The 13,491-nt window shown below is 65.5% G+C and carries 12 protein-coding genes; 7 read left to right on the forward strand and 5 right to left on the reverse strand.

Annotation, left to right across the window (positions count from 1 at the left end; all coding sequences use genetic code 11):
• The first annotated feature begins 177 nt into the window (after window positions 1–177).
• Window positions 178–942, forward strand: coding sequence for a DUF2076 domain-containing protein (locus I5R65_RS21490; protein ID WP_180670857.1), 765 nt, complete (start codon window positions 178–180; stop codon window positions 940–942).
• A gap of 115 nt (window positions 943–1,057) precedes the next feature.
• Here I5R65_RS21490 and I5R65_RS21495 read toward each other — a convergent pair whose 3' ends face one another.
• Window positions 1,058–1,756 (reverse strand): M24 family metallopeptidase, encoded by a 699-nt coding sequence (locus I5R65_RS21495; RefSeq protein ID WP_180670831.1) that lies wholly within the window; start codon window positions 1,754–1,756, stop codon window positions 1,058–1,060.
• A 271-nt stretch (window positions 1,757–2,027) separates the two neighbouring features.
• Here I5R65_RS21495 and I5R65_RS21500 point away from each other — a divergent pair, with 271 nt between their 5' ends.
• The 4 genes from I5R65_RS21500 to I5R65_RS21515 all read left to right on the forward strand — a co-directional run bounded on the left by I5R65_RS21500 (window position 2,028) and on the right by I5R65_RS21515 (window position 5,286).
• Entirely contained in the window at window positions 2,028–2,996 is a 969-nt protein-coding gene (locus I5R65_RS21500; protein ID WP_180670832.1) for a GlxA family transcriptional regulator, read from the forward strand.
• 100 nt (window positions 2,997–3,096) lie between these two features.
• Window positions 3,097–3,678, forward strand: coding sequence for a TetR/AcrR family transcriptional regulator (locus I5R65_RS21505; protein ID WP_180670833.1), 582 nt, complete (start codon window positions 3,097–3,099; stop codon window positions 3,676–3,678).
• 178 nt (window positions 3,679–3,856) lie between these two features.
• Window positions 3,857–4,561, forward strand: coding sequence for an SDR family oxidoreductase (locus I5R65_RS21510; protein WP_180670834.1), 705 nt, complete (start codon window positions 3,857–3,859; stop codon window positions 4,559–4,561).
• A 107-nt stretch (window positions 4,562–4,668) separates the two neighbouring features.
• On the forward strand, window positions 4,669–5,286 hold the full coding sequence (locus I5R65_RS21515) for a TetR/AcrR family transcriptional regulator (RefSeq protein ID WP_180670835.1): 618 nt from the start codon (window positions 4,669–4,671) through the stop codon (window positions 5,284–5,286).
• 79 nt (window positions 5,287–5,365) lie between these two features.
• On the opposite strand, the gene I5R65_RS21520 is transcribed toward I5R65_RS21515, so the two are convergent.
• The 4 genes from I5R65_RS21520 to I5R65_RS21535 form a co-directional block, all read right to left on the reverse strand.
• Window positions 5,366–6,853, reverse strand: a complete 1,488-nt coding sequence (locus I5R65_RS21520; RefSeq protein ID WP_180670836.1) for an efflux transporter outer membrane subunit — start codon at window positions 6,851–6,853, stop codon at window positions 5,366–5,368.
• Window positions 6,850–9,948 carry an efflux RND transporter permease subunit gene (locus I5R65_RS21525; protein ID WP_180670837.1) on the reverse strand — a complete coding sequence of 1,033 codons (3,099 nt, stop codon included), beginning with the start codon at window positions 9,946–9,948 and terminating at the stop codon, window positions 6,850–6,852. The genes I5R65_RS21520 and I5R65_RS21525 overlap by 4 nt, the downstream gene beginning before the upstream one ends.
• Window positions 9,945–11,042 (reverse strand): efflux RND transporter periplasmic adaptor subunit, encoded by a 1,098-nt coding sequence (locus I5R65_RS21530; RefSeq protein ID WP_231395285.1) that lies wholly within the window; start codon window positions 11,040–11,042, stop codon window positions 9,945–9,947. Before I5R65_RS21530 ends, I5R65_RS21525 begins: the two co-directional genes overlap by 4 nt.
• A 158-nt stretch (window positions 11,043–11,200) precedes the next feature.
• Window positions 11,201–11,797 carry a TetR/AcrR family transcriptional regulator gene (locus I5R65_RS21535; protein WP_180670838.1) on the reverse strand — a complete coding sequence of 199 codons (597 nt, stop codon included), beginning with the start codon at window positions 11,795–11,797 and terminating at the stop codon, window positions 11,201–11,203.
• Window positions 11,798–12,002: 205 nt separating this feature from the next.
• Between I5R65_RS21535 and I5R65_RS21540 the strand changes: the two genes are divergently transcribed.
• The gene (locus I5R65_RS21540) at window positions 12,003–12,812 is read left to right on the forward strand and encodes an oxidoreductase (RefSeq protein ID WP_180670839.1); all 810 of its coding nucleotides are present in this window, start codon (window positions 12,003–12,005) and stop codon (window positions 12,810–12,812) included.
• Window positions 12,813–13,030: 218 nt separating this feature from the next.
• The gene (locus I5R65_RS21545) at window positions 13,031–13,468 is read left to right on the forward strand and encodes a MarR family winged helix-turn-helix transcriptional regulator (protein WP_180670840.1); all 438 of its coding nucleotides are present in this window, start codon (window positions 13,031–13,033) and stop codon (window positions 13,466–13,468) included.
• The last annotated feature ends 23 nt before the right edge of the window (window positions 13,469–13,491 follow it).

A 13,491-nucleotide genomic window follows, 5' to 3' on the forward strand; every position in this document is an offset into this window, starting at 1 on the left:
CGAAGTCTTGTCGGCTGTCTGTTACAAGCTGTTTCCATCTCGTTGATTGTCGACACATCTCTTCGAGATGAAGGCGCGCATAATCCATTTGTCGGCGATCCCGTTCGTCCATGGGTTGAATGTGGGTCGCTGTGTCTACATTTGTCGTCATTACCGTAACGGCAGGAGCCCGCCATGATGAATCCGCAAGAAACCCAAGCCCTTCAGGATTTTCTCCAACAATTGACCCAGGTACGGGGCATCACCAAGGATGCCCAGGCCGATGCGATGATCGCCCAGGCGGTCGCGCAGCAGCCGGATGCGGCCTATCTGCTGGTGCAGCGGGCGCTGCTGATGGAGCAGGCGCTCAACGCCAGCAAGGCCCAGGTCAGCGCGTTGCAGGCCCAGGTACAGGCGCTGCAGGCCGGTGGCGCCCGTGAACCCGGTTTTCTGGATGGCAATGCCTGGGGCCATGCACCGTCTGGCGCACGTCCGCAGGCGGTGCCGGCGTCGACTTATCCACCAGCTTATGCAGCGGCGCCCGCACCGGCACCGGCCTATGCGTCACCTGCGCCAGCGCCGGCCTATCAGGCCGCACCGGCGCCGTCTTCAGGCTTCTTCGGGGGCGGCATGGGCAGCGTGCTGGGCAGTGTCGCCGCCACGGCAGCCGGCGTGGCCGGCGGTGCTTTCCTGTACCAGGGCATCGAGCACATGTTCAATGGCAATGGCGGTGCCGGCCTGGCGCGCCAGAATGGCCTGAGCGCTCCTGTGGAAAACATCGAGAACACCACGGTCAACAATTACTACGGCAGCGATGGCGAGCGCAAATCAGACCTGGCCAGCAATGCCAGCGGTAGTGGCAGCAGTAATGACAGCAGTGACTTCGGCTCCAGCAGCGATCTGGCAGACCTGAGCAACTTCGATCTGGATGACAGCGGCGGTTACGACGATTCGCTGGTATGAGCGCATGAGGTCATGCGCATTTGGCGTGATCGCCAGATTGCCAGATTGACTGATGGAAGAAGAAAAGCCAGCTCCGCGGAGCTGGCTTTCTTGTTTTCGCTCAGGCTGTCATGGCTCAAAGAGGATAGTGCTCATCTTCCAGCAGCATGTCTTCGAAGAAGGCGCCGAAACGATGCTGCGGATCGCGCAGGTGGATTTCCAGGATCCAGCGCATGGTCGCCGGCGCCTGCTCGAACTCGGCCAGTGCACCGGTGTGGATGGCGGCATGCGGGAAATCGGACACGCGGTGGCCCGGCAGGTCGAAATTGAGTTCCCAGCCCATGGCGCGTGCCGTCTTGTCGGCGAAGTCATAGAGCTGGCGCCCGCTCAGTTGCTGCCGGTCCCAGGCCTGGCGTGCCTGGTGGAAGAGTTCCTCGGCATCGCGGGCGCAGCGTGCATAGTCGGCATGTTGTCCGACCGTGAAGGTCTTGCCGCCATCGCCTTCCCAGGCATCCACCCGGGGGGCGATGTCGAGGAAGAAGAGATCGTTCTCCCCCAGCACCACGCCGGGCTCGGAGGCCAGTTTCATGGGCTTGATGGTATTGCGCCCGAAACGCACGCGGGTGGGGTGCCAGCTCAGGGCCAGGCCCATGCCGGCCATCTCCTGCTTGGCCATGGCCACCGCGTCTTCTTCCACCATGCCCGGCATGACGCGCTCGGCGATGCGGGCGATGGCTTCGCGGGTCTTGCGCCGCGCCAGCAGCATGCCGTCCACGGAAAAGGCGGGGCCGACGCGTTCGGCCGGCAGGGAAACGGAGGGGGTAGGGGATGACATGCAGAGCTCCTGGTGGTCATGCCGGCGGTGCGGCGGGAGCGAGGATTATCGCGGCGCCACCGCAAGCAGGGATGCGCATTCGGCCTGGGCTTTCGGCCAGTCTGAAGGTGAATCCGGCCAGCACCGGCGCTGGCCGGATTCAGCTGTCGTCTGGCCGAAGCGCAATGGCACTGCCGCAGCGGCCAGCCCATGCGCGTGCCACAATTGCGCTCTGCCGACGGCATGCGGTCAGGCCTGCATGCCGTTTTCCGACCCCTGGTGCGATCCCCCCATGAAGACAGTGACAGTCGTGATTTTCGATGGCGTGCAATCGCTGGATGTGTCCGGCCCGCTGGACGTGTTCTCCGAGGCCAACCGGTTTTTGCTGCCGGGTGACCGCTATCGCCTGCAGACCGTCAGCGTGGATGGCACGGCAGTGACTTGTTCCAACGGCCTGGGCTTGAACGCCAGCCTTACCTGGCGCGACGCCGACGACGAGGATGAGCTCTTGCTGGTGGCCGGTGGCCCGACGCTGGTGGAGCGTCGCTTCGATCCCGCCATCCAGGCGTGGTTGCGCCAGGCCTGCGCCCGTGCCGGCAAGTTCGGCTCGATTTGCAATGGCGCGTTCATGCTGGGGCGGGCCGGGCTGCTGGATCACCGCACCGTCACCACCCACTGGAATGATGCCGCCGCGTTGGCCACGCTGTGTCCGCTGGCGCGGGTCGAGGCCGATCGCATCTATGTCCAGGACGAGGGCCTGTACACCTCGGCCGGCGTCACCGCCGGCATCGATCTGGCGCTCTACCTGCTGCGTCAGGATCATGGCGCCGAGTTGGCCCTGAACGTGGCCAAGCGGCTGGTGGTGGTGATGCAGCGCAGCGGCGGCCAGTCGCAGTTCAGTCCCTATCTCGATCACCTGGCCCCCCCCGATTCCCCCATCGCCGAGGTACAGCGCCATGTGCTGGCCAATCTCAGGCAGCCGCTGTCGGTGGCCGAACTGGCGGCCGTGGCGCGCATGAGTCTGCGCAGTTTCTCCCGCAGTTTTTCACGCGAGGCGGGCATGGCGCCGGCCGAGTTCGTGCAGCGCGCCCGCATCGATGCCGCACGCGCTCAACTGGAGCACGGCACCGCGCCGATCAAGGCGATTGCCTACGCCTGTGGCTTCGGCGATGCCGGTCGCATGCGCAATGCCTTCGTGCGGGTGCTGGGGGTGAGTCCGCAGCGTTATCGGGAGTCCTTTGGCCAGGACCTGGGCACCTGATACGGCCGGGCTCAAGTCTGCGGTGTGGCGCGGGAGGTACAACGCAAACCGGGAATCGGTAAAAATATGATGAACATCATATTTGTGCTATTGTGCTCCCATGAATTCCACCGCACCCAGCAAGAAGGAGCAGTCCCACCAGCGCATCGTGGCCGCCGCCGCGCGGGCGATGCGTCGCAGCGGCTTCAAGGGCGTCAGCGTGGCCGAGGTCATGAAAGAGGCCGGGCTGACCCATGGTGGCTTCTACGCCCACTTTGCCTCGCGGGATGCCTTGCTGGCCGAGGCGGTCAGCCATGCCAGCCGCGACAGTGCGACGCTGATCATGAACCACGTCGGTAAGCAGGCGGGCGCCGGCGGCGAGTGCTTCCGGGCCTACGTGAACGCCTATCTGTCCGACTCCCAGATCGAGGCCTGCGAAAACGGTTGCCCGGTGGCGGCGCTGTGCAGCGAGATGCGCGGCCAGACGCCGGAGGTGATGGCGTCCTCGCGCGAGGCCATCCACAGCCTGCAGCAACTGGTGCGCGAGGTCTTGCCAGCCCATCATGGCGAGCAGGCGAGCTGGATGGTGGCCGCGACCCTCAGCGGCGCGCTGCAGATGGCACGCGTGATGGGCAACACCCCGCAGGGACGCGCCTTGCTGGCATCCACCCGGGCCGAATTGCTGGCACGCTACGCAGACTGAACAGGAAACTTGAGCCAGGGCGCCCGGGATCGGGTGGCGCCCTGTTTTTTTACCCATGAATATGATGATTATCATATTTTTGTTTGACCCGATCACAAGACGCTTGATTGCCAACCCGGATCGAGGCCGGACAGACCGGCTTCACTGACCCCACAGAACTCCATTGAAAGGAAAGATCATGAAACTCGAAAACGCTGTCGTCCTGGTGACCGGTGCCAACCGCGGCCTGGGCCTGGAATTCGCCAAGCAAGTACTGGAGCGCGGCGCCCGTCGCGTCTATGCCGGTGCGCGTGATATCACCTCGGTCAAGCTGGCCGGCGTGGAGCCGATCGAGCTCGACGTGACCAGGCCCGAGCAGGTCAAGGCCGCCGCGGAACGCATCGGCGACCTGAGCGTGCTGATCAACAACGCCGGCATCGCCCGCGTAGGCGGCCTGCTGCACGCCGGTGCGCAGGAACAACTGCAGGATCACCTCAACACCAACCTGTTCGGCATGCTCAACCTGAGCCAGGCCTTCGCCCCCGTGCTGGCGCGCCAGGGTGGCGGCGCGCTGGTCAACGTGCTGTCGGTGATCAGCATGGTCAATTCGCCGATGCTGGCGGCCTACGGGGTTTCCAAGGCAGCGGCCTGGTCGCTGACCAATGGCCTGCGCCAGGAACTGCGTGAGCAGGGGACGCAGGTCATGGGCGTCCACGCCGGTTTCATCGATACCGACCTGACCCGCGGTTTTGACGCCCCCAAGTCGCGCCCGGAAGATGTGGTGCGCCAGACCCTGGATGCACTGGAAGCCGGTGCGCTGGAGGTCTTCGTCGATGAGGTCAGCCGCCAGGTGCATCAGGCCCTGTCGTCCTCGGTTTACCTGCAGGACGCGCTGGCCCGCTGAGTTGCGGCGTCATGACTCGGCCCGCCCACGCGGCGGGCCCGCCTGGAGGCGGAACTTTTGGCGTACAATGATCATCTATTTTCGAAGTTGATCGACAGGAGCGCGCCATGCGCAAATCCAACGCCGAAACCGCCGAAACCAGGAAGCGCATCCTCGCCATCGCCTCCGGGCTGTTTCTCAAGAATGGCATCGCCGCCACCGCCATTTCCGACGTCATGTCCGCTGCCGGGCTGACGCAGGGCGGCTTCTATCGTCACTTCACCTCCAAGGAACACCTCGTTGCCGACGCCAACGCGGTGGCCTTCGACTTCATCGTTGCCAACCTCGACGAGGTCACGCGCGGCATGTCACCCCGCGAGGCGGTGCAGCAGATCGTCTTCTACTACCTGCGCCAGCACATGGGCCAGGACCCCCGCATGCTTTGTCCGCTGGCCAATCTGTCCACCGAACTGGGTCACGCCGACCAGCAGGTCAAGGAAGTGGTCACGGCCGGCTATTCGCGCTTCGTCAAGCTGTTCGCCGCCCACCTGATGCGGCTGGACTACCAGGACTACATCGGCCTGGCCGAATCCATCGTCTCGGTCATCGTCGGCGCGGTCTCGCTGGCCCGCATGGCCGATGACCAGGCCCTGGTCGATACCATCGTCAGCAACGCCGAAAACACTGTCAAGCTGCTCATGCAGAGCGCTCCCACCCAGACCGATCTGGTCACCGCCCGCCCATAAAAAAATCCCGCCAGGATTGCTCCTGTCGGGATAAAGTCGCCGCCCCTTGGCGGACAGCGACGCTCCACGGGGATGGTGCTCAGTCCTTGCGGGCCAGCCGCCTGTCGGTGGTGGCGGCGCTGCCACTGCGCTGTTCCTGCCAGCCTCCGCCCAGCGACTTGTACAGCGCGATGCGGTTCTGCACTTCGGCCAGGCCGGTACGGATGGTCTGCTGCTGGCTGGCGAACCAGGCACGTTGCGCATCGAGGTAGTCGAGGTAGCTGGCTTCGCCGCTGTCATAGCGCAGCCTGGCCAGGTCATGGCGCTGCTGTTCAGCACGCTCCTGGGCCTGCACCGCACGCAGCTCGGCGCCCAGCGTTGCCTGTCCGGCCAGGGCGTCGGCCACTTCGCGGAAGGCCACCTGGATCGTCTTTTCGTACTGGGCCACGGCGATATCGCGGTCGGCCTGGGCCACGCCGAGATTGGCGCGATTACGGCCACCATCAAAGATCGGCAGGGTGATCGAAGGCAGGAAGCTCCAGGCCCGGCCGCCGGATTCGAACAGGCCATTCAAGGCATCACTGGCCGAACCGAAGCTGCCGGTCAGGCTGATGCGCGGGAAGAAGGCCGCCCGGGCCGCGCCGATGTTGGCATTGGCGGCACGCAGCAGGGCTTCCTGCTGGGCGATGTCGGGGCGCCCCGTGAGCAGGTCCGAAGGCAGACCGGCGGGCAACTCGGCGATGACGCTGCCGTTCCAGTCGGTGTCGGCGGCCGGCAGCAGGCTAGCCGGGATCGGCTGGCCGATCAGCAGGGCCAGTGCATTCTGGTCCAGGGCGCGCTGGCGTTGGGCTTGCAACAAGGCGATGCGGGCGGCTTCCAGCAGCGAATCGGACTGGCGCAGGTCGTAGTCGGAGCTGGCGCCCATCTCGCGCAGGCTGACCTGGCGCTGGTGCGAGGCCGTGCGGCTGTCCAGCGTCTGGCGCGCCAGCGCCAGCAGGCGTTCGTCGGCCACCAAGGCTTCATAGGTGTAGGCCACCTGCGCCACCACGCTGATCTGCGTGGTCTTGCGGGCTTGCTCGGTGGCGCTGAAGCGTTCCAGTGCCGCGCCGCTCAGGTTGCGCACCCGGCCGAACAGATCCAGCTCGAAGGCGGTTACGCCCAGGCCCACGCTGTAGGCGGTGGTCAGGCCCCCCTTGCCGGCCGGAGCCACCGTATTCGGGGTTTCCTGGCGGGCGCCGGAGACGCCCAGGTTCAGCGTCGGCAGGCGGTCGGCCGACTGCACCTGGTAGAGGGAGCGCGCCCGCTCGATGTTCAGGGCGGCCACGCGCAGGTCGCGATTGTGATCCAGGGCCAGGCTGATGAGCTGGCGCAGCGATGGATCGCGGAAGAACTGCTGCCAGGGCAGGCTGGCCGCCGACGGCGCCTCGCTGCCGCCGGCGTTGGCATTGGCGTTGGCGCTAGCGGCCAGATCGGCCGGCCACTGGGTCTGCACCGGCAGGGCCGGGCGTTCATAGGTGGGGGCCAGCGAGCAACCGGCCAGCAGGGTCGCCAGCAGAGACGCGGCGCCCAGGTGTTTGATGACGTTCATGCGAACTCCTTGGAATCGGAATGCTTGACCAGAGGGGCGTTGGCCGAGGGCTTGCGCACCTTGAACCACAGCGAATACAGCGCCGGCAGGAACAGCAGGGTCAGCAGGGTACCCACGCCGACACCGCCGATGAGCACATAGGCCAGCGGGCCCCAGAAGCTGGAGTGGGTCAGCGGGATGAAGGCCAGCATCGCCGCCACTGCGGTCAGGATCACCGGGCGCGCACGGCGCACCGTCGATTCGATCACCGCCTCGTAGGCCGACAGGCCGGCGTCGAGGTCATGGCGGATCTGGTCCACCAGGATCAGCGTGTTGCGCATCAGGATGCCGGCCAGGCCGATGAGGCCCAGGATGGCGTTGAAGCCGAACGCCTGATGGAACACCAGCAGCGTGGGCACGGCACCCACCAGGCCCAGCGGGGCGGTGGCAAACACCATCCACATGGTGGCGAAGGAGCGTACCTGCAGCATGATGACGGTCAACATCAGCACGATCATCAGCGGGAACAGCTTGGCCAGTGCCTTGTCGGCCTTGGCGCTCTCTTCCACCGAGCCGCCGGTGTCGATGTGGTAGCCGGGCGGCAGGCTGGCCTTGAGCTGCTCCAGCTTGGGCAGGATGGCGTGGGTCACATCGGGCGGCTGGGTGCCGTCGCGGATGTCGCCTTGCACGGCGATGTAGGTCTCGCGGTCATAGCGCTTGAGGACCGCATCTTCCATCCGCGTTTCCAGGCGTGCCACCTGGGCCAGCGGGACGCTGGCACCGGTGTCGGTGGTCAGCACCAGATTGCGCAGGTCGGCCAGGTTGTTGCGCTCGGCATGGGGACTGCGGATGAGCACGTCGACGGTGCGCAGGCCTTCCCTGACCTGGGTGGCGGGGATGCCGTTGAGCATGGCCTGCAACTGGTTGGCGGCGTCGCGCGGGGACAGGCCCAGCTGGCGCAGACGTTCCTGGTCCAGGCTCAGGTGCACGGTGGGCGTGCGGTTGCCCCAGTCCATGTGCACATCACGCATGTCGGGATTCTGGATCATCACCACGCGCACCTGCTCGGCGATGTCACGCACCTTGTCCAGGTCCGGACCGGCCACGCGGAACAGCACCGGGAAGGGCACCGGCGGGCCGAACACGAACTGGCTCACCCGCACCCGTGCCTGCGGGAAGCGGCCTTCGGCGATCATCTTGCGGATCTTTTCCTTGAGCACGTCGCGCTCGGCAGGACCGGCGGTGAGCACGATCATCTGCGCAAAGGCCGGGTTGGGCAGCTCGGGATTGACCGAGAGGAAGAAGCGCGGCGTGCCCTGGCCGATATAGCTGGAGACGATCTCGGCTTCCGGTTCCTGACGCAGATTGGCTTCGATCTGCTTGACCACGGCGTCGGTGGCGGCAAAGGCGCTGCCTGGCGGGAGGTTGATTTCCAGCGTCAGTTCAGGACGTTCGGAGTTGGGGAAGAACTGCTTCTGCACCGATCCCATGCCCACGCCGGCCAGCAGGAACAGGCCCACGGTCACGGCGGCGGTCAGCCATTTGTGATCCACGCACCAGCGCACCAGATTGCGCAGGCGCACGTAGTTGGGCGTGCTGTAGATCTCGTCATGGCCACCGGCCTTGACGGCGATGTTGGGCAACATCTTCACGCCCATGTAGGGAATGAACAGCACCGCCACCACCCACGACGTGATGAGCGCGAAGGCCACCACCCAGAAGATGTTGCCGGCGTATTCGCCCGCCGTGGAGCGGGCGAAGCCCACCGGCAGGAAGCCGATGATGGTCAGGAGCGTCCCCGAGAGCATGGGGGCGGCCGTGGCGGTCCAGGCATAGGTGGCCGCCGCCACGCGGTCCAGGCCTTCTTCCATCTTCACCACGATCATCTCGATGGCGATGATGGCATCGTCCACCAGCAGGCCCAGCGAGAGGATCAGCGCGCCCAGCGTGATGCGGTCGAACACCCGCCCGGTCATGAGCATGATGACGAACACCGCGCCCAGCGTCAGCGGCACGGCGGCCGCGACCACCACACCGACGCGCCAGCCCAGGGTCGCCAGGCTCACCGCGATCACCACCGCCAGGGCCATGAAGAACTTGACCATGAATTCATTGATGGCGGCCTTGATGGCCTTGGACTGGTCGGCGATCTGCTCCAGGGCGATGCCGGTGGGCAGTTCATCCTGCATCTTGTGCTGGAAGCTGCCGAGGTCTTCGCCCAGTTGCAGGCCGTTGTAGCCTTTTTTCATGATCACCCCCAGCACCAGCGCGGACTCGCCTTGGGTGCGGATGACGAAGCTGGCCGGGTCTTCATAGCCGCGGCGGACCTCGGCGATGTCGCCCAGCTTGACGGTCCGATCGGCACCCACGATGGGGATGGCCTTGACCGACTCGACGCTGTCGATGGCGCCATCCAGGCGCAACTGCACGCGCGGGCCGGCGGTCTCGACGAAGCCGGCCGAGGTCACGTTGTTCTGCTTGCCCAGTGCATCGATGATGGCCTGGGCCTTGATGCCCAGCGTGGCCAGGCGTTGATAGGAGATGTCGACGAAGATGCGTTGCTGCTGCTCGCCCAGGATATTGACCTTCTGCACACCCGGCACATGCAGCAGGCGCTGGCGCAGGTCTTCGGCCTGCAGGACCAGCTGGCGATGCGGCAGTTTCCTGGCTTCCAGCGAGAAGAGCGAGAAATAGACGTCCGAGTATTCGTCATTGATGAAGGGGCCGTAGACCCCATGCGGCAGGTTGGCGGCTTCGTCACCGAGCTTCTTGCGCACCTGGTAGAACTGTTCCTCCACGGTCTTGGCGTCGGTGTCGTCCTTGAGGTAGAGCTTCATGGTCACCAGCCCGGGGCGGGCAGCGGTTTCCACGCGGTCATAGGCTTCCAGTTCCTGTAGGCGCTTTTCCAGGCGGTCGCCTACCTGTTGCTGCATTTCCTGGGCGGTGGCGCCGGGCCAGGAGGCGGCGATGGTCATGACCTTCACCACGAAGCTGGGATCTTCGGCGCGGCCCAGGCGGAAGAAGGCGAAGATGCCGGCCACGCTGATGGTGATGATCAAAAACAGCGTGATGGCGCGCTGGCGCACGCCGAAGGCGGAGAGGTTGAAGCCGCTCATGATCCGCTCCCCATGCGGGTTTCCGCCAGCAGGGACACCTTCTGGCCGGCCTTGAGCAGGTGTCCGCCCATGGCGACCACGCGCTGGCCGGTGACCAGACCGTCGGAGATGCGGGCCTGTTCGGCACCCAGCTGTTCCACCTTCACTGCTTGCAGGCTGACGGTATTGGTCTTGGCATCGATGACCCACACACCGCTGCCCTTGCCCTGATCGACCAGGGCGCTGATGGGCAGGCTGACGCCCGTGGCGGCCGGGGTGGCGACATGGATGGTAACGGTGGCGCCCAGTGCGGCGTGGGCGGCGCTGCCGCCCAGGGCGTAGCGCGCCAGGTAGGTGCGGGTCTGCGGGTCGGCCACGGCAGCCAGTTCGCGCAGGGTGGCCGGGGCCTGCTTGTCCGGATCGCTGAACAGCGAGGCGGTGGCACTGCGCCTTGCCATGCCCAGTTCCTGCTCGGGCAGATAGACCAGGGCTTCGCGGGCGCCATCGCGGGCCAGGGTCACCACGTTCTGGCCAGCGGCCACCACCTGGCCGACATCGCTGGGCACGGCCAGTACCACGCCATCCATGTCGGCTTTCAGGACGGCGTAGTCACGTTGATGTTCGGTCTCGCGGGCCTTGGCGGCTTCGGCGCGGGTCTGGGCTACGGCGGCGTCAGCCTCTGCCTTGGCCAGTTCATAGGCCTGGTTGGAGGTGGCGCCATGTTCCAGCAGCTTGCGCAGCCGCGCTTCCTCGGCCACCGCCTGCACCTGGCGCGCCTGGGCGGCTTCCACGGCGGCACGGGCGGCGGCCAGGGCCAGTTCATAGTCCTCGGCATCAATGCGCATCAGGGCCTGGCCACGGCGCACGGTCTGGCCCGGGTCCACCAGGCGTTCCACGATCTTGCCGGCGACACGGAATCCCAGCTTGCTCTCGGTGCGTGCATGCACCACGCCGGTAAAGCTGACCCGCTCGGTGGTGGCCGGCTGCACGGTGGTCCAGGCCACCTTGGCGACGCTCTCGGCAGGAGGGGGCGGATGACCGCAGGCGGCCAGGGACAGCAGGAGCGTAGCGCTGAGGAGGGTGCGCCGCGGCAAACGGGAGAGCAGGGTTTTCATGAAGGCCTCGGAAGAAAAAGGGGAGAGCGGGACTGGCGCCGGCCAGAAATATTAGAGTACATATAACCACTAAATATAGATTATCAATGAACTCTAAATTGTTCAAGGTTTTTCTTCCGGGCGGGGTCCGGATACCACAATGATGCTGCCCGGAAAGCTCAGCCCGCCACCGCGACCGGCGGCAGCATGGCGTGCAGGGTCTTGCGGCAATTGGCGAGGATGGCCTGCTGGCTGTCGTCGTTGATCGCCACCCGCGCCAGCATCACCGCCCCCACCATGGTGGTGACCACGGCGTCGGCCAGGCGGGCAGGATCGGGCGCACCGGCCCGGGTCGCCAGCATCTGGAAGAACTGCACCAGCCGTTGATGGCCGGCCATGGCGGCACCCCGCACCAGGCGGTCGGCGCGGCGCAGTTCGCTGCCCAGGTTGGGCAGGGGACACATGCCGCCGCATTCCGCCCCATCGAGCTGGCTCAGGTACATGTCCACGGCGGTGGCCAGTGCCTGGCGTGGCGGCAGGCCGGCCAGCGCCTGGCTGAAAAAATCGAACATGCGGTCGTTGGCGGCCAGGTTGGCTTCGGCGATGAGCTGCTCCTTGGACCGGAAATGCCGGTAGAAGCCGCCCTGGGTCAGGCCGGCCGCGCTCATGATGCTGGCGATGCCGGTCTCGGCCAGGCCGTCGGCGAGGAACATGCGGGTGGCCGTGGACAGGATGCGCTTGCGCGTATCCAGTGTTTCCTGTTTGGACTTCTTCATGGCTTGGACCTCCTTTTACAAATCTGCTTGCGCGATTTAGAGTTCTAATATAATCTATTTTTAGATGTTTACCGAACGCTAAATTGTTTCGATTTCTTTCAAGGGAAACGGGCGCGGCGCGCGGCGGGTGGTGCAGCGGCTCACCACCCGGTACGGAGAAAGTCTTTCCCATTGACCCGAATCAACCCATACGAGGAGTAGCAACATGTCCCCCATCAAGGTAGTGGTAGTGACCGGCGTGTCGTCCGGTATTGGTCGCGCAACGGCGCAACGCTTTGCCGAACGCGGCCACAAGGTGTACGGCACCGTACGCAAGCTGGAGGGGGCCGCCGGCATCACCGGCGTGACCCTGCTCGAGATGGACGTGCGCGACGCCGCCTCCATTGAGGCGGCCATGCAGCAGGTGGTACAGCGCGAGCAGGCCATCGACATCCTGGTCAACAACGCCGGCATGTCGCTGGTGGGGGCGGTGGAAGAGACCTCGGCGGCCGAGGCGCAGGCCCTGTTCGAGGTCAACGTACTGGGCCTGCTGCGTACCAGCCAGGCAGTGCTGCCACAGATGCGCAAGCAGGGCGCCGGGCGCATCGTCAACCTGAGTTCGGTACTGGGTTTCCTGCCGGCGCCCTACATGGGCTTGTATGCCGCCTCCAAGCACGCCGTGGAAGGACTGTCGGAAAGCATGGACCATGAGACCCGCCAGTTCGGCGTGCGCGTGCTGCTGATCGAACCGGCCTATACCCGCACCAGCCTGGATCTGAACGCGCCCAAGGTGCATACCCGCATCCCCGCCTACGACGCCCAGCGGCAGGCCGCGGGGGCGGCGGTGGCGCACCACGTCAACCATGCACCCCTGCCCGAGACGGTGGCCCAGACCATCGTGGCGGCCGCCCTCGACCCGAAGTGGCGCATGCGCCACACGCCCAAGGGACAGGCCTCGCTGCTGAGCAAGCTGCGCCGCTTCATGCCGGCCGGCCCGGTGGATGCGGCCCTCCGCAAGGACCTCAACCTGAAATGAAATGGGCCGACGGATTGGCGATCAGGGGGTATGCACCGAACAGGTGGCGTGATCCTGGGCGGCATTTCCGTCGGACATCCCAGGTGCAGCCAGGCGCTTGACTTGGTGCCGCATCGTCCATATGATGCGCATACATCGATGCATATGCATAGTTGTTGCGATCAGACGGCCGGCCATCCCGGTTGTCGGGTCTGTATCTACTGACGACCGGGATGCCCATGAGCAAGGATATTTGTACCTGCGCGCCCCTGCGCCGCCTCACGCGCAGGATCACCATCATCTATGACCACCATCTGCAGGACAGCGAACTGAGCATTACCCAGTATTCGCTGATCAGCTGCATCGGCCGCAAGGGCCCGATCGCCAACATCACGCTGGCGCAGGACATGGGCATGGACCGCAGCACCCTCAGTCGCGCCCTCAAGCCGCTGATGGCGGCCGGCTGGGTCGAGACCGTGGACCTGCCGGAGGAAGCCTTGCTGGACAAGCGCTCCTTCGCGCTGCAACTGAGCCGCGCCGGCCAGGCCAAGCTGGACGAGGCGCGCCCCCGCTGGCGGCGCGCCCAGGACGAGATCGACCGCCGGCTCGGTCCCAAGCTGGCGCGTGAATTCAACGACCTCATCGAAGACGCCTATGCACGCCTGCAGGAGGCCTGATCGCGTTCGTCTTCGTTTTTGCT

The sequence above is a fragment of the Herbaspirillum sp. AP02 genome (genome assembly GCF_015767275.1).
GTDB lineage: Bacteria > Pseudomonadota > Gammaproteobacteria > Burkholderiales > Burkholderiaceae_D > Herbaspirillum.